The 16,274-nt window shown below is 71.0% G+C and carries 15 protein-coding genes; 6 read left to right on the top strand and 9 right to left on the bottom strand.

The annotated features are described in order from the left end of the window. Positions 1-75: 75 nt before the first annotated feature. The 4 genes from IQ251_RS05955 to IQ251_RS05940 form a co-directional block, all read right to left on the bottom strand. Entirely contained in the window at positions 76-906 is an 831-nt protein-coding gene (locus IQ251_RS05955) for a hypothetical protein (protein ID WP_193927436.1), read from the bottom strand. A 265-nt stretch (positions 907-1,171) separates the two neighbouring features. Further along, positions 1,172-1,501: a PRC-barrel domain-containing protein gene (locus IQ251_RS05950; protein WP_193927435.1), complete on the bottom strand. Its 330-nt coding sequence runs from the start codon at positions 1,499-1,501 to the stop codon at positions 1,172-1,174. A gap of 169 nt (positions 1,502-1,670) precedes the next feature. Continuing rightward, positions 1,671-2,504 carry an alpha/beta hydrolase gene (locus IQ251_RS05945; protein ID WP_193927434.1) on the bottom strand — a complete coding sequence of 278 codons (834 nt, stop codon included), beginning with the start codon at positions 2,502-2,504 and terminating at the stop codon, positions 1,671-1,673. Positions 2,505-2,589: 85 nt separating this feature from the next. Continuing rightward, the gene (locus IQ251_RS05940; protein ID WP_370591227.1) at positions 2,590-3,276 is read right to left on the bottom strand and encodes a DUF4232 domain-containing protein; all 687 of its coding nucleotides are present in this window, start codon (positions 3,274-3,276) and stop codon (positions 2,590-2,592) included. Positions 3,277-3,623: 347 nt separating this feature from the next. On the opposite strand from IQ251_RS05940, the gene IQ251_RS05935 reads away from it, so the two are divergent. Beyond that, positions 3,624-4,415: a GH25 family lysozyme gene (locus IQ251_RS05935; protein WP_193927432.1), complete on the top strand. Its 792-nt coding sequence runs from the start codon at positions 3,624-3,626 to the stop codon at positions 4,413-4,415. Positions 4,416-4,438: 23 nt separating this feature from the next. Here the strand turns inward: IQ251_RS05935 and IQ251_RS05930 are convergent, their stop codons facing one another. Next, complete coding sequence (locus IQ251_RS05930; protein WP_370591226.1) at positions 4,439-5,497, bottom strand: CopD family protein; 1,059 nt, start codon at positions 5,495-5,497, stop codon at positions 4,439-4,441. Positions 5,498-6,322: 825 nt separating this feature from the next. Here IQ251_RS05930 and IQ251_RS05925 point away from each other — a divergent pair. The 4 genes from IQ251_RS05925 to IQ251_RS05910 are packed head-to-tail and all read left to right on the top strand — an operon-like array spanning position 6,323 to position 10,521. Next, a complete protein-coding gene (locus tag IQ251_RS05925; protein WP_228046197.1) occupies positions 6,323-7,246 on the top strand; it encodes a DMT family protein in 924 nt (307 codons plus the stop codon). Between the two features lie 12 nt (positions 7,247-7,258). Continuing rightward, positions 7,259-8,494, top strand: a complete 1,236-nt coding sequence (locus IQ251_RS05920) for a glycosyltransferase (RefSeq protein WP_193927431.1) — start codon at positions 7,259-7,261, stop codon at positions 8,492-8,494. A gap of 9 nt (positions 8,495-8,503) precedes the next feature. After that, entirely contained in the window at positions 8,504-9,394 is an 891-nt protein-coding gene (locus IQ251_RS05915; RefSeq protein ID WP_370591225.1) for an alpha/beta fold hydrolase, read from the top strand. After that, entirely contained in the window at positions 9,391-10,521 is a 1,131-nt protein-coding gene (locus IQ251_RS05910; RefSeq protein ID WP_193927430.1) for a glycosyltransferase family 4 protein, read from the top strand. The genes IQ251_RS05915 and IQ251_RS05910 overlap by 4 nt, the downstream gene beginning before the upstream one ends. A gap of 6 nt (positions 10,522-10,527) precedes the next feature. On the opposite strand, the gene IQ251_RS05905 is transcribed toward IQ251_RS05910, so the two are convergent. Beyond that, on the bottom strand, positions 10,528-10,938 hold the full coding sequence (locus tag IQ251_RS05905) for a peptidase inhibitor family I36 protein (protein ID WP_228046196.1): 411 nt from the start codon (positions 10,936-10,938) through the stop codon (positions 10,528-10,530). A gap of 281 nt (positions 10,939-11,219) precedes the next feature. On the opposite strand from IQ251_RS05905, the gene IQ251_RS05900 reads away from it, so the two are divergent. Beyond that, the gene (locus IQ251_RS05900) at positions 11,220-12,872 is read left to right on the top strand and encodes an FAD-binding dehydrogenase (protein WP_193927428.1); all 1,653 of its coding nucleotides are present in this window, start codon (positions 11,220-11,222) and stop codon (positions 12,870-12,872) included. A gap of 46 nt (positions 12,873-12,918) precedes the next feature. Here the strand turns inward: IQ251_RS05900 and IQ251_RS05895 are convergent, their stop codons facing one another. From IQ251_RS05895 to IQ251_RS05885, 3 genes are all read right to left on the bottom strand, one after another. Continuing rightward, positions 12,919-13,281, bottom strand: coding sequence for an SH3 domain-containing protein (locus IQ251_RS05895; RefSeq protein ID WP_193927427.1), 363 nt, complete (start codon positions 13,279-13,281; stop codon positions 12,919-12,921). Positions 13,282-13,577: 296 nt separating this feature from the next. Then, entirely contained in the window at positions 13,578-15,167 is a 1,590-nt protein-coding gene (locus IQ251_RS05890) for a monocarboxylic acid transporter (protein WP_193927426.1), read from the bottom strand. Further along, entirely contained in the window at positions 15,167-15,583 is a 417-nt protein-coding gene (locus IQ251_RS05885; RefSeq protein ID WP_193927425.1) for a DUF485 domain-containing protein, read from the bottom strand. The genes IQ251_RS05890 and IQ251_RS05885 overlap by 1 nt, the downstream gene beginning before the upstream one ends. Between the last annotated feature and the right edge of the window lie 691 nt (positions 15,584-16,274).

Raw genomic sequence — 16,274 nt, 5'->3', positions numbered from 1 at the left:
CTAGCGCGCCGCGGCCGGGACGACGCAGCCAGGTGGGCAGAAAACGATCTCGGCCGCCCGCCACCGGGAACGGGATCAGCGCGGCTCCGGATCCCCGGTCTCGGCGGGGTTTTCCACGCTCAGCCGGATGGCCGCGACGCCCGAGGCCAGATGCCGGTCCGCGGTCCACGAGGCGCTCGCCCGGTCGTGCCGCCACCCGGAACCGCCGAGTCGGTCGGCCGCCCCGCGCAGCACCGCGGCACCGGCGGGCTCCCGGTCTGCGGGGCTCCAGCTCGCGGAGTTCCCGGAGTTCCATTCCGCCGGGCTGAGGTCGAAGGCCACCCGCCAGAGGTCGTCGTGCTGCTCGCAGGAGGTGCAACCCGCCCCGCGCGCGATCCGGCCGACCAGGGCGCGCGCCTGCCACTCGGCCCCCGCGCGGCGCTGCGCGGCGACGTCCACGGTCAGGTGCAGGCGCGGCAGCGCCGCATCGGGCCGGTCCTCGGCGGTTGCGGCGGGTTCGGGTGGCTCCACCGGTCCCGGCCCCGGGAGTTCGGCGGCCGTCCACGCTTCGACCATCAGCCGCTCGCACCCGCCGACCAGCTCGTCCAGCAGATCGGGGTGGTCGACCACGGTCCAGGCGGTCGGCGGCTCGCAGGCGACGCGGTGCCGCGCGTAGTCCGGTCCCAGCCCGCGCATGAAGTTGCGCACCGCGCGGGACAAGCCGGCGATGTGTTCCCCGGTCTCCGCGCACGGGCTGCTGATCGTCACCGCCCAGCACCCAGGTTCCTCGTCGGAGCAGTCGGCCGAGTCCACGATCCGGCCGCCGACGCGCTGCACCAGCGCTTGGCAGGCGGTGTGCGCCGAGTGCTCGTCCTCGGCTCCGACGACCACGGTGATCAGCAGTTCGAGCTCGGTGTCGTGCCCCATCGCGCGGACATTCTCGCGTACGAGGATGCCGCGCCTGCAGCGTGTTCTGCCTTCGCGGCTGCGGTGTTGGTCTGCCTTCGCGGCTGCGGTGTTGGTCAGCCTTCGCGGCTGCGGTGGTGGTCTGCCTTCGCGGCGGCGGTGTCGGTCTGCCTGCGCGGCTGCGGTGTTGGTCTGCCTTCGCGGCTGCGGGGCTGGTCTGCCTTCGCGGCTGCGGTGTCGGTCTGCCTTCGCGGCTGCGGGGCTGGTCTGCCTACGCGGCTGCGGGTCAGCTCTCCGGTTCGTGCTGCACGCCGTAGTAGTGGTAGAGGTCGCGCCCCTCCTGCTCGGACAGGTGGCCGTGCTCGGCGGCGATGCGCGGGGCATCGCGTACCCGGGACCGGGAGACGCCGACCTGGAGCCGTTCCCGTTCGGCCGAGGCGCCGTCCAGCGGGACGAACGTCTCCTTGGTGCCCAGCAGGCCCATCCGCACGGTCACCCACTCCGGCTGCTCGGTCGCGTCGTCGAGGTAGACGTTGCCCACGGTGCCGATCCGGTCGCCGTTGCGGTCGAAGACCGGGGTGCCGATCAGATCCTGCGCGCGTTCCACGTGCTCCATCGCAACCTCGCTCCGCCGGACGGCCGACCGTGTTCGGCCGGTGTCCTCAAGCTGCCCGCGGCCACACGGGCCTGCAACTGCGCAAGCGACACGCCTGACCTGATCCGGTCAGCGTTCGGAGCCCGGGTTGCGCCGCGCCGCCGGGCGGCTGCCGCGCGAGCGGTACCGCTCAGGATTTCCCGCGAGTGGTATCAGTGCGTGCCAGTTCCCGGTTCAGGAAGCTGAGCACGTCGCCCAGCACCTCGGCGCGGTTGCGCTCGTTGAACAGCTCGTGCCGGGCGTCCGGGTAGATGTGCTCGTGCATCCGCGAGCCGCGGACCGCGTCGACGCCGGTGCGCGTGTCGGCTTCCGGGACCAGGTCGTCGTCCGCGCCGTGCAGCCACAGCGTCGGTGCGCGCAGCGCGGGACCGTGGTTGATGGCGCGCAGGCAGCGTTCGATGGCCTGCAGCGTGCGCCGTTTGAACGGGCCGTGCCAGACCTGCGGATCGTCCAGGTAGGCCCGGCCGACCTCCGGATCGCGGGACAGCGCCTGCGGATCGATCGGTGTGTCCGGGATCTCCGAGTACTCCAGCAGGTCGAGCACGTGCCAGGTGCCCAGTACCGGCGCAGACAGCACGATCGCGGCCAGGTGTTGCGGGTACTCCTGGGCGTAGCGCACCGCGAACATCCCGCCGAGCGAGTGGCCGATGAGCACGAGCGGCAGCCCGGGATGCTCGCGCGCGGCCGTTTCCCGGACGCATTCCAGGTCGGCGACGACCGTTTCCGCGTCGGTGAGCAGCGCTCGCTCCCCGGGGGAACCGCCGTGCCCGACGTGGTCCGGTGCGTGCACCGCGGCCCCTTCGCGGGCCAGCTGCTCGGCGACCCACCGGTACCGCCCGGAATGCTCCCCGTAGCCGTGCGCGATCAGCGCGACCCAGCCCGGCTCGCCCGCCTGCCAGGTGCGCACCTGCAGCGGTCCGCTGGGGCAGGTGACGGTGACGGTGCGCTCCGACATCTCGCTCATCCGGCTACCTCAGCACACCGCCCCGCGGCCGGGCCACCGCCGGGCGCGTGCCGGTGCGACGGGTCGGCCGCACCGGCGCACCCGGTCAGCTGTGGTAGGCGCTGCCGTCGATCGCACCGAATCCGCACACGGGCCCGCTGGTCCACGCGACGTCCAGCGGATCGGTTTCGTCCGGCGGGATGACCTGTGCGGCGGCCGGGGTCTGCTGGCACGGCTCGTCGGTGGGTTCCCCGTCGTGCGGGACCGCGGTCCAGCGCAGCGTGGACTTGGCGGTCTGCTCCGGGGCGAGCGTGATCAGCTCGGGGCCCGGATTGGCGGTGCGCTCCAGCTCGGTGGGCAGCGGTGCTCCGTCCTCGCCGACCAGCTGCAGCCCGCCGTAGCCGTACAGCGTGCAGGTCTCGGCGCTGGTGTTGCGCAGGGTCAGCTCGGCGTAGCGCTGGCCGGCGCCGGCATCCGGTTCGGTGAGGGTGCCGGACAACATCGAGGTGTGGCAGCGGTCGGTCGCCTGCTCCGGCGGTGTCGACCCCGCCGGCGGGTTGGATTCGGTCGGCGGGTTGGATTCGACCGGTTCGGCCGGCGCCTGGTCCTCGGCGGGCTGCTGGTCCTGGGCCGGCAGCGTGTCGGCCTGCACCGGTACCTGGGCGGCGTTCTCGGTCGATGCGTCCAGCGCGCCGCCCGCCTGTCCGGCGCAGCTCGTGATCAGCGCTGCCCCCAGCACCGCTCCGGTCGTCTGAAGAGTGCGCAGGCCGATGTTGCGCAGTTTCGGGGTCACGTGGACCACCTCCCCATCCTGCGTTCCCGGTCGGGAACGTCCGCGTGCTCTGCTGTTCTCCAAGACGCCCCGGGGAGACGGAGGTTGCCTGCCGTCCGAGATTTCCGCGGTGTGCCACGGCCGGGCTGCCGAGGGTGCGCTTCGTGAACTGACTTCGCATTCCGCTGTCGGAAATGCCCGCATCCGGTGGTTTTCCGGTCCGGCTTCTCGTGCGGTGCCGGCCGGTGCGCCCCGCGGGACCCCGTTCGGCCGAACGGGTGGCGGGCTTGACCTGATCAGCGGGAGTGGTTGAATCCCGGATTTCGATACTTTGACACCCATCACAGGCCAAACACAGGGGGTCGGCCATGGCCGAGCGGATTCAGGGCATCGACGTCGCCAGGTACCAGGGCGAGCCGGACTGGGGGCAGGTGCGCGGCGCTGGGTACGCGTTCACCTACATCAAGGCCACCGAGGGCATCGGGTACGTCAGCCCGGTGCTGGATTCCCAGTTGGGCGGTGCGCGCGGTGCCGGGATGGTGACCGGCCTGTACCACTTCGCCCGACCGGACACCAACGGTCCGGAGCAGGAGGCGGCGGACTTCGCGGGGCAGTTGGGCAGGCTGGACTCGGCCGCGCCGGGGAACCTGCCACCGTGCCTGGACATCGAGACCGACGCGCCGAACCTCGGCGCCTGGGTCAAGGGGTTCATCGACGCGATTCGCGGGCACACCGGCAGGAACGAGGTCGTCGTGTACGCCTCGGCCTCGTGGTTCGCCGACAAGCTGGGCACCGACGGCTGGGTGGACCCGGGCGTGACGCTGTGGGTGGCGCACTACGGTCGCAACCCAGGTGAGCCGGGGTACCTGACCGACCGGGTCGGCCTGCACCAGTACGCCTCGGACGGGCAGGTGCCCGGAATCGCCGGGAACACCGATCTGAACGTGTCGATGGTGCCGCTGGAGGCGCTGACCGGAGGCGGGGGAGCGCCGCCTCCGCCGCCTCCGCCGCGGGAGGAGACCTACGTGGTGCAGCCCGGGGACACGCTCTCCGAGATCGCCGGCCGGTTCGGCGTTCCGGCGGAGGCGATCGCCCAGGCCAACGGCATCTCGGATCCGGATCTGATCTACGTGGGCCAGGTTCTCAAGATTCCGCGTTGACCCGCCGCCCCGGCCTCGGGCGGTCAGCCCAGGGCCGGGGCGCGGGCCAGGACCACGCCGAGCCCGTAGGCCGCGCCGAGCACCCCGGTTTCCAGCACCGCCCAGCCGAGCAGGGCGGTGCGTTGGTGGCGCCGAATGCGCGGCAGCAGCCGGTAGCGCATCCGCGCGGCGATCCCGGCCAGCAGGGCCAGGCAGCCGAGCTTGGCCAGCACCAGTTGCCCGTAGGCGGTGGTCAGCAGTGCGCTGAAGCCGCCACCGGGGCCGGTCAGCACTTGCACCAGGCCGTTGAACGCACCGGAGACCGCCACGACGAGGATGGCCGCCGTCGCCAACGCGGAGAACCGCGGCACCGCTTCGGCCAGCAGCCCGCGGGCGGGTGCGGCGAACAGGGTCAGCGCGGCGAGCCCCCCGGTCCACACCGCGGCGGCCAGCACGTGGACCTCGACGGAGATCATGGCGATGTCGTGGAACCGCCAGTCGCCGGCGTGCCCGGTCAGCGGCAGCGGCAGCAGGCCGAGCAGAGCGATCGCGGTGCGCAGTCCGGCGGGGACCGTGCTCGCCCCGCGGGCGGCGAGCACGCCCAGCACGGCGCTCACCGCGGCGCATCCGGCCACGGCCAGCAGCGCCGTTCCGGCGGGCACCCCGGTCGCGTAGTCGGTCAGCATCCCGGTGGTGGCCGTCCGGCCGGGGTGCAGTTCGGCGGCCTGCAGCACGAGCGCGAGCAGTGCGCACAGCAGCCAGACCGCCGAAGTGATCACGGCTGCGCGGTCCGCGCGGGCGAGCACTGCCGCGCTGCGCCGCGGGTTGCCCGGGCCGAGCAGGCGGGGCAGCACGCTCAGCCCGACGGTGAGCAGGGCTGCGATGTTCAGCGCGGTGCGGACGGCGGGCAGCCCGTAGCGCACTCCCGGTCCAGGTTCGGGCAGCCCGGGCACCGCACCGGGAGCCAGGTACGCGCTCGCCAGCACGGCCATCCCCGAGCCGGACCCGATCAGCGCTACCAGGAGCAGCGCTTTGCCGCGCCGGGTGCGCGCCGCCGAGTCGCGAGGGCCGACCGCGCGGGCGGATACCGGTTCGTGGGCCACCCGGCCATCGTCGCACCCGCCGGTGCCGGCCGGTCCCGGCTCGGTGCGTCGCCCGGTCGGACACAGCAGGTGATGGCGCCGATCCCGTTCGCGGTGCCGCGGCCGGACGGCGCACAGCCCCGGTGTCGGTTCGGTCACCGTTGCCGGAACGGGCGATGATCATCGCGGTGGCCTCCGGTGCGGAGGAACGGGGCCGTGCGCAGTTCCTGCGTCGGGAACGGCGCAGCGCGGACGGCGTCCGGCCGGTCCCCGCGCATGTGTTGCTGGCAATCTCGGCCGCCCGCTTGTTCTAGAGTCGGGCTCGTGCATCCGGTGAACAGCGCAGCAGCGCGTGCGAGCGGCCCCGTCCGGGCGGCGTGCGAGCGTGCACGGTCGGTGATCGGTCTGCCCGCGGGTCGGGTCGTTCCGGCACCCGAGCGATCGGGGACGCTGCGGCGCGGGCACGTGTGCCAGGTGACAGCATGCGGGAAGCCGGGGGATGCTGGGACCGCCGAGCGGGTGGGGTGCAGTCCGTGAACTCGCCGGGAGGCCCTCAACGGGCCGCGCAGGTCGCAGGGCGGGGCCGGTCCCCGTTCGGGAGTTGGGTGAGGTCGGCCCCGGGGACGGGCCGGGCTCGCGAGGCGCGGGGTTGATCGACGTGCACCAGCAGCGCAGGCGGAGACCGCAGTTGTCCGGACCCGAGTTCTGCACCGGTCCGCCGCCGCCGGACGCGGCGGCGGACAGTGCCCGGCGGTCCGCGGGGCGGCGGCCGGCAGCGCTGCGTTCCGGTGCCCGGGCACGGGTGTTCCCGCGCAGGCGGCACCGCCGGGTGGGGCGTGGTCCGCGATGACGGCGCTGGCGGTGGTGCTCGCCGCGCTGGGCGCGTTCGGCTATGCCTTCGGTGCCCGGCTGCAGCACGCGGCGGTGCGCAACACGATCGGCAACAGCGGGTTGCGGTTGCGGCATCAGCTGCACCTGGTGCGCGATCGCAGCTGGCTGCTGGGGTTGATCGCGCTGGGCTGCGGGGCCGTGCTGCACGCGGTGGCGCTGGGTATGGCGCCGCTGAGCGTGGTGCAGCCGGTGGGCGTGCTGGCGCTGCCGGTCACCGTGCTGCTGACCATGCGCGAGCGCGGGTACCACCCGCGGGACTTCAGCCCGAACATGCTGCTCGCGGTGGCCGCGGCCACCGGTGGTGTGGGCGCGTTCGTGTTCCTGGCCGTGGGCAGCGCGCGCACCACTGCCGTGTCCACCGAGCACCAGATCACCGCCACGCAGCTCATCGCGACCGTCGTGGCGGGACTGGCCGTGTTGGCCGCGCTGACCGGGTCGAAGGTGCGCTGCGTGCTGTTCGCGGCTGCCACCGCGGTCGCCTACGGGTACGTCTCGCTGCTGATGCGCGGGATCGCCCAGCAGGTCACCGAACTGCGACTGCTGGACGACAACCTGCTGCCCGTGCTGGGCATCGTGGTGGCCGCGCTCGTGGGCGGCTGGTTGCTGCAGCACGCCTACGCCAGCGGTCCGCCGGACCTGGTCGTGGCCTGCCTGACCGTGATCGATCCGCTGGTGGCGGTGGGCCTGGGCATCGGTCTGCTCGGTGAGGCCGACCTGGTGGGCACCTGGACCGCGGTCGGCCAGATCATCTTCGCCGTGGTCGCGTGCGCCGGGGTGTTCGTCCTCGCCCGGTACCACCCGGACAGCCAAGGAATCCCGGATTCCCGCCGCCGTCGGCGGGGATCCGCTCGCCGAACCGAGTTCGACAGATCGTCCTGACGGGAGTTCCACTTGACTTCGCAGCCGCTCAACGCGAGCCCGCTCCGGATCGTGGTCGGTGCGGTCACCTATCCGCCCGATGTGAACGGAGCGGCGAATTTCGGGCACCGTCTGGCGACCGGCCTGGCGGCACGGGGGCACGACGTGCACGTGATCTGCCACTCCACCGACCGCCGGGAGCGGACCAGCACCGAACAGGGCGTGACCGTGCATCGGGTTCCGTCCTTCGGCACCCCGTTCCACCCGGCCATCCGCGCGCTCGCACCGTGGAGCGCCTCGTCGCGGGCGGCGCAGTTGCTCGACGAGATCCAGCCGGACGTGGTGCACGTCCAGTCGCACTTCTTCATCGGCCGCGGGTTGATCAACGCCGCGCGGCGGCGCGGGATCGGGCTGGTGGCCACCAACCACTTCATGCCGGAGAACATCTTCGGCTACCTCAAGGTGCCGAAGTCGCTGCAGTTCCTGGCGGCCCGGATCCTGTGGCACAACCTCGTCCGGCACTACGGCAAGGCCCAGCAGGTCACCGCTCCGACCCCGCGTGCGGTGCAGCTGCTGCAGGACAACGGTTTCACCGCCCGAGCGATGCCGGTCTCCTGCGGTATCGATGTGGAGCGCTACCGGCGGCGGGCGCTCAGCCACCGCCAGCAGGACCCGGATCCGCACCCGCGCACGGTGCTGTTCGTCGGGCGGCTGGACGAGGAGAAACACATCGACGATCTGCTGCGCGCGACATCGCTGCTGCGGACCAGGGACCAGATGCGGTTGGAGATCATCGGCGACGGCTCGCGGAAGGCCGATTTCGAGCAGCTCGCCGCGGATCTGGGTATCGCCGAGCAGGTGCACTTCCCCGGGTACGTCTCCGATGAGGAACTGCTGGACGCCTACGCACGCGCGGACCTGTTCTGCATGCCCAGCATCGCCGAGCTGCAGAGCCTGGCGACCATGGAGGCGCTGTCCGCCGCGACACCGGTGGTGCTCGCCGACGCGATGGCACTGCCGCACCTGGTGCAGCCGGGCAGCAACGGCTGGCTGTACCCGCCGCGGGACGTGCACGCGCTGGCCGCCGCGATCGACGACGTGCTCGCCGATCGGGAGACGATCGACCGGATGGGTGCGGCGGGGCAGCGGTTCGTGGCCCAGCACGACATCAACGTGGTCCTGGGGCGGTTCGAGTCGATATACCGCCAGGTGATCGATCCGGACGCGCTGGCAGAATCGGATGAAACGCCCACTGAACTGGCTAGCTGAGGACCGCCCGTGGACACCGCGAGACTTCGGCCGTCGGAGGAGGTAGCGCGCATCGGCGAGGCCGACCTGCACTACTGGGTCTACCCCGCCGGAGCCGGTGCCGACGGTGCGGACCAGCACGAGACCGTGCTGATGGTGCACGGGCTGCGCGGGACGCACCACGGGTTGGAGCTGATCGCCGCCGGTATTGCGCGCGGGCGGGTGATCATCCCGGACTTGCCCGGATTCGGCGATTCCGAGCCGATGCGGGGCCGCACGCACGACACCGCGGGGTACGCGGACGCGCTGATCGAACTGATCCGCCGCCTCGATGACCGCGGCAGGCCCATCGTGCTGATCGGCCATTCGTTCGGCTCCATCGTGGCCGCTCGGATCGCCGCCCGGGTGCCGCATCTGGTCCGGCGCCTGGTGCTGATCAACCCGATCTCGACGCCGGCCCTGGCCGGTCCCCGGGTGGCCATGTCCAAGCTGACCTCCGCCTACTACTCGCTGGGCCGCGCCCTGCCCGGCAAGGCGGGGCATGCGCTGCTCAGCAGCAGGTGGGTGGTGCTCGCGTCGAGCCGGGCGATGACCCGGACCAAGGACAAGCGGTTGCGCGAGTTCATCCATGACAGCCACCTCCGGCACTTCAATCGGTTCCACAGCCCGGCGGTGCTCAGCGAGACCTTCCAGGCGTCGGTCACCAGCACGGTTGCCGACTTCGCCGACGCGATCGGCATGCCCACCCTGCTGATCGCCGGTGAGCACGACGAGATCGCGCCGGTCGCCGGGCAGCGCGAACTCGCCGACCGGATGGCCGACGCCCGGTTGGAAGTGCTGCCCGACGTCGGCCACCTCGTGCACTACGAGACCCCGCTGGCCGCCGCGGCCGCCGTCGAGCGCTTCCTCGGCACCCCGTGAGCGAGGCGGCCGGGGCCGGACGGGCCGGAACGAGCGGCGACGACCGGGGATGGCACCTCGTCGTCGATGCGCGCTGGACGCGGATCGACACCCACGACGGCATCAGCCGGTTCGGCGCGGGACTGCTCGACCAGCTCCGCCGCCGGTACCGGGTCACCGCGCTCATCCACGACGAGCGCCAGCTCGACATGCTGCCGCACGGCATCGCGTGGGTGCGGGTGAACCGGCCGGTCGCGCTGTCCGAGCTGTGGATCTCCCGGCGCCTGCACGAGATCGGCGCCGATGTGGTGTTCAGTCCGATGCAGGTGATCGGCGGTTTCCGCAGGCGCTACCGGCTGATCGTCACGCTGCACGACCTGATCTACTACCGGCATCCGCAGCCCCCCGGTTTCCTGCCCGCCCCCGTGCGGTGGGCCTGGCGCCTGTTCCACACGGCGTTTTGGCCGCAGCGGGTGCTGTTGAACCGAGCGGATGCCGTGGTCACGGTCAGCGAAACGACGCGGCGGCTGATCGAGCACCACCGGCTCACCGCGCGCCCGGTGCGCGTGGTGCCCAACGCGCCGCCGGACACCGCTGTCGCCCGGCCCGCGCTGCGCGACGGCGGCGGTGCGCGGGATCTGGTGTACATGGGTTCGTTCATGCCGTACAAGGACGTCGAGACGTTGATCCGGGGCATGGCACTCCTTCCCGAGCACCGCCTGCACCTCGTCAGCAGCATCGATCCGCGGCGGGAGCGCGAGCTGCGTGCGCTGGTTCCGGAGCAGGGCGGTTCCGTGGTGTTCTGGCGGGGGATCGGTGAGGACGACTACCGGCAGCTGCTCGCCGGTGCGAGCGCACTGGTGACGGCGTCGCGGGACGAGGGGTTCGGCCTCCCGGTCATCGAGGCCATGTACGCCGCGACACCGGTGGTGTGCACCGAGCTGAACATCTTCCGCGAGGTCACCGCGGGCCACGCCGCGTTCTTCGCGCCCGGTGACCACCGCGGGTTCGCCGCAGCGGTGCGCGGGGTCGCCGATCCGGATGTGCGTGCCGCCCTGGTCGCCGCCGCGGGCGAGCGGGCCCGCGAGTTCAGCTGGCAGCGGTCCGCGGACGAACTCGCGGCGCTGGTGCGCGAGCTCACGGGCTGACGGTGCTCAGCTGCGCCACACCTGGATGGCGCGGGCGACGTAGGGCGCCTCGGGCACCTGGGAACCGGGTGGGTGCGTGGAGAAGTCGGCATCCGTGTCGCAGTCCGGGTCCTGGTACACGGTCACCGAGTGGTGCGTGCTGTTGGCGAAGGACTTCGCCTCCAGTCCGTCGGGTAGCGGGATGCAGCGCTCGAACTCCGCGCCCGCCGCGGCGGTGTGGTGCGCCCGGCCGGTGAACGAATCCTGGCCCCAGGCGCAGAAGTGGCCCGCGCGGCACGGTCGGTCCGCGCCCGACCCCGGTGCGGTGGCGGCCTCCGGGGCTGTGGCGCCGAGCAGCAGTGCGGTCAGCGCTCCCGCGGCCGCCACCAGTGCGGTGCGCGTCGCGGGCCCGCGAGCAGAGCGGCTTCCAGTGTCCATTGTGGAGCACAATGCCGAAGTCATCGAAAGTTCCCTTCGCAGAGCGGTATTCGATTACCGCTGATCCGATGTGCCCAGATTGCCCATCGGCCACCGCTTTTCCAAGCGGATCATCCTGATACACCCTGACCGGGTGGTTTCGCACGCCTGGGAACTGCGACGGCGCCGAACATCCGCGGCGTTCCCGGATCGCCCGGATGCTCACTCGATTCGGTATAGAGTCGGCGGTATCGGGAAGTCAACCGGCGGTATCGGGAAGTCAACCCCGGGGGGAGCGGAACATGCCGGAAGCGGACGTGATCGTCGTCGGAGCGGGACTGGCCGGCTTGGTGGCCACCGCCGAACTCGCCGACGCGGGAAAGCGGGTGCTGGTCCTCGACCAGGAGCCGGAGGCCTCGCTCGGCGGGCAGGCCCACTGGTCGTTCGGCGGGTTGTTCTTCGTCGACTCGCCCGAGCAGCGCAGGCTCGGCGTGCACGACTCGCCCGAGCTCGCCCTGCAGGACTGGTTCGGCTCCGCGGCCTTCGACCGGCCGGAAGACCGCTGGCCCCGGGAATGGGCGCGCGCCTACGTGGAATTCGCCGCCGGGGAGAAGCGCGCATGGCTGGCCGAGCAGGGTGTGCGCTTCTTCCCGCTGGTGCAGTGGGCCGAACGCGGTGGCCACCTGGCCACCGGCCACGGCAATTCGGTGCCCCGCTTCCACATCACCTGGGGGACCGGACCCGGCCTGCTGGAACCGTTCCTGCGCCGGGTGCGCAGCGCCGAACGACGCGGGCTGGTCCGCTTCCGGTTCCGGCACCGGGTGAGCGAGCTGATCACCGAGGGCGGTTCGGTCACCGGGGTGCGCGGTGAGCTTCTCGCCCCCAGCGGTGCGCAGCGCGGCGAGCCCAGCACCCGCGAGCAGGCGGGCGAGTTCGAGCTGCGCGCCCAAGCGGTCCTGGTCTCCTCCGGCGGGATCGGTGGTGATGTCGACCTGGTGCGGCAGAACTGGCCGCAGCGCTGCGGTCCGCCGCCGCAGCGCATGATCGCCGGAGTCCCCGACCACGTGGACGGCCGGATGCTGGGCATCGCAGCGCACGTGGGTGCCAGCGTCATCAACCCGGACCGCATGTGGCACTACACCGAAGGGATCCGCAACTACGCGCCGGTCTGGACCGAGCACGGCATCCGCATCCTGCCCGGGCCGTCCTCGCTGTGGGTCGATGCCCGCGGGCAGCGGCTGCCGTCGCCGCTGTTCCCCGGTTTCGACACGCTGGGCACGATGGAGCACATCACGCGCACCGGCTACGACCACACCTGGTTCGTGCTCAACCGCCGCATCATCGGTCGCGAGTTCGCGCTGTCCGGCTCGGAGCAGAACCCGGACCTGACCGGGCGCAGCGTGCGCGGGGTGCTGCAGCGCGGTGGCGGGGGTACGCCCGGGCCGATCGCGGAGTTCGTGCGCAGCGGCCCCGATTTCGTGGTGCGCCGCACGCTGGGCGAACTCGTCCGCGGGATGAACGACTTGGTGGGCGAGCAGCTGGTCGACGAGTCCGCGCTGCACGAGCAGGTACGCGCCCGCGACCGGCAGCTCACCAGCGGATTCGGCAAGGACGAGCAGGTCAACGCGATCCGGGACGCGCGGCGCTACGCGGTGGACCGGCTGGTGCGCGTGGCACCACCGCACGAGCTGCTGGACCCGGAGGCCGGGCCGCTCATCGCGGTGCGGTTGTCCCTGCTGACCCGCAAGACGCTCGGTGGGCTGGAGACCGACCTGTCCGGTCAGGTGGTGGACGGCTCCGGAGAGGTGCTGCCCGGGTTGTACGCGGCGGGTGAGGCCGCCGGTTTCGGTGGTGGAGGGGTGCACGGCTACCGGGCGCTGGAGGGCACCTTCCTCGGCGGCTGCCTGTTCTCCGGCAGGCAGGCCGGGCGGGCGCTGGCCGCGGCCGTGGCCTGACACCGGCTGCGCGCCGCCGACCGCGCGTGTCGGCGGCGCGGGCGGATCACAGCAGGCAGCCGCTTACGTACCCGGTGACCGAGGTGTCCCGGTTCGTGATTTCGAACCACTCAGAATTGTTCGAACCGTTCTCGCACAGAACTGCGCTGCCGTCGACGGCCCGGTGCACCTCGGCCCTTTCACCGGGGTTGCCGTCCCCCACGACGGTTGCCTCGACTCCGGGTGCCGACCGGATTCGAACTCCTGGTTGCTCGAACTTCCTCGATTGTTCGTGCGAGACCTGCTCGGCCCGGTGCATCAGTTCGCTCCGGATGTTCAGCGCGAGTGTCACGACGTGCGTGGCCAGCCCGGATGTGGGGAAGGCCACGGCCACAGCAGCAGCGAGAAGTGCCTTGCGAACGTTGCGCATCTTAGCCCCCGCCAAGGGCCGGAGATCAATTTTCACAATTTCCGAAGCTGTCTGCTCCGGTTCTTCCGGCCGCTTTCCATTCTATTTCGAAAAGGGCGCCCGGACATTATCCGATCGGGTAGAGCGGAATTGGTGCGGGGAAGCGCGGTCCGGTGACCCATCGTTGTCGGGCGGCGGAGGAGGATCCGGCGTGTGGGTGATGCGCGGCGGATCGTTCGGGGGTGGGGGTGCGCGATCGCGCACGGGCCCCGTTCGAACCGGGCGGCGGTTCGAACGGGGCCCGCAGGACGCGGGCGTCAGCCGTTCCGGGGAGTGATCCCGGTCAGCGAGCGGACTTCCAGCTCGGCCTGGCGTTCCCGTTCCGAGGGGCCCTTGTGCAGGAACGTGCCGATGAATCCGAGCAGGAACGAGACGGGAATGGAAACGATTCCCGGGTTCTTCAGCGGGAACAGCGCGAAGTCCACGTCCGGCAGGATCGAGTCCGGGGAGCCGGACACGACCGGGGACAGCAGCACCAACAGCAGGCAGGAGATGAGCCCGCCGTAGATGCTGAACAGCACGCCGGTGGTGTTGAACCGCGTCCAGAACAGCGTGTACAGCAGGGTCGGCAGGTTCGCCGAGGCGGCGAAAGCGAAGGCCAGCCCCACCAGGAACGCGATGTTCTGCCCGTTGACCAGCACGCCGCCCAGGATCGAGGCGAGCCCGATGCCCACCGCCGTCCACCGCGCCACGAGCAGCACCCGGTCCGAATCGGCGTTGCCGCCGCGGATGATGTTGGCGTAGATGTCGTGGGCGAACGAGGCCGACGCGGTCAGCGTCAACCCGGCGACCACGGCCAGGATCGTGGCGAAGGCGACCGCCGCGACGAGCCCGAGGATCACCGTGCCCCCGACCTCGTACGCCAGCAGCGGTGCGGCCGAGTTCTCCGCGCCGGGGGCGTTGAGGATCGTGTCGGTACCGACGAGCGCGGCTGCGCCGTACCCGATGACCAGGGTGCACAGGTAGAACAGCACCATCGTCCAGGTGGCCCACACCACCGAGTTCCGCGCTTCGCGGGCGTTGGGCACGGTGTAGAAGCGCATCAGCACGTGCGGCAGGCCCCCGACACCGAGCACCAGCGCCAGCGACAGCGAGACGAAGTCCAACTTGGACATCTCCGAAATCCCGTACTGCACACCGGGTGCGAAGATCGCCTCGCCGTTGGGGTTGTTGTCCGCCGCCTGGCGCAGCAGGTCGCTGAAGCTGTAGCCGAACTTGCCGAGCAGGAAGATCGTGATCAGCACGACGCACAGCAGCAGGAAGGTCGCCTTGATGATCTGCACCCAGGTGGTGCCCTTCATGCCGCCGACCAGCACGTAGAACACCATGATCAGGCCGACGCCGGCGATCACCAGGGCCTGGCCCCAGCCGCTGTGCACGTTCAGCAGCAGCGCGACGAGACCACCGGCACCGGCCATCTGGGCGATCATGTAGACGAGCGTGATGACCAGTGTGGACAGTGCCGCCGCTGCGCGGACGGGCCGCTGCCGGGTGCGGAAGCTGATCACGTCGCCCATGGTGAACCGGCCGGTGTTGCGCATCCGCTCCGCGATGAGCAGCAGGTTCACCAGCCAGGCGACCAGGAAGCCGATGGAGTACAGGAAGCCGTCGTAGCCGTGCACGGCGATCGCCCCGGCGATGCCGAGGAAGGACGCGGCGGACAGGAAGTCGCCGGACAGCGCGATCCCGTTCTGCGCGCCGCTGAACGAGCTCCCGGCCACGAAGTAGTCGCTGGTGGTACCGCGGTTGCTGACGCTGTAGACCACGATCAGCGTGATCAGCACGAACACCGCGAACACCGCGGTGTTGACGATCGCGGTGTCTTCGGGGATCAGGGAATCGGGCATCAGGCGGCACCGCCCGCGTTCTCCCGGAGCTCGTCCACCTGCGGGTCGAGGTGCTTCCGGGCGTACCGGGCGTAGAGGGTGGTCAGCAGCAGGGTCGTCGCGAACTGCCCGATGCCCATCAGCAGACCGACGTTGACCTCACCGAAGACCCGCTGGGCCATGAAGTCCGGTGCGTAGGCGGCGAGGACGACGTACCCCAGGTACCAGATCAGGAAAAACGCCGTCGCCGGAAAGACGAACCATTTGAGGCGGCTGCGCAGGGAACGGAATTCAGGGCTCTGCTGGATGGCGGAGAAATCGACGTGCTCCGGGGTGTACCGAACTGCGCTCTTGTCGATTCCACCGAAGGCTGTCCGCCCGTTTCCGCCCGGATCGCGGGGGTTGCCGCGCACCGCGGATTGCGTTGCGTTGCTCATGCATCCTTCCTGGAACTGTGCGGTCGGCCGCTGGGGCCGGGACCTGCGACGGCGAGAAATTCTAACCACGCCACGCTGTCACCCGACAGTGTGGTGATCGCCACTTTTTATTGCGTTTTGGCTGAACAGTCGACCCATAGCGGGCAGGATGGGCGCGGGCTGCGGCGGGTCTGGTTACTGTCTGGTATCACCAGGTCATTGCGGTTCGGGCACGACGGGAGTCGGCGACCAGGGAATTCGCTGTCCATCCCGCGATGCGCAATTGTAATCATTTACTCCGAACGAGTGAAACTGCGAGTTTCGCAACAGGGCCGCCGATACGCGGTGTGACCTACCCTGTTTGCCGCAGCCGAATGGGAAAACGCCCCCGGTGCTTTCTCGCGCAGTGGGGCTTATAGTGCGTGGGCACTGAAAGTCAGTCGCGCGGACGGGAAGGGTTGCAGTTCGAGACCGGTGTCCGGAATGCGCGATCCGTGCGAGGTCGCAGCAGCACGTGCCAGGCGGGGCTCCCGCAGGTGCGGTGCAGTACTGTGAGCCGCTGCTGATCGCCGCGCCCGACGCCGCCGCGGCTGGATTTCACCCTGACAAACCTGACGACGATTGCGGGATCGCACGCATGCGCCGTTCTCCAACGAGCAGTTGGCCGGACAGCCGACGTACCCGGGGTGCGCGGCACGGCAATCCCCGCCCG

Source organism: Saccharopolyspora montiporae (assembly GCF_015209505.1).
Classification (GTDB): domain Bacteria; phylum Actinomycetota; class Actinomycetes; order Mycobacteriales; family Pseudonocardiaceae; genus Saccharopolyspora; species Saccharopolyspora montiporae.
This window is presented reverse-complemented; position numbering and strand designations above follow the sequence as displayed.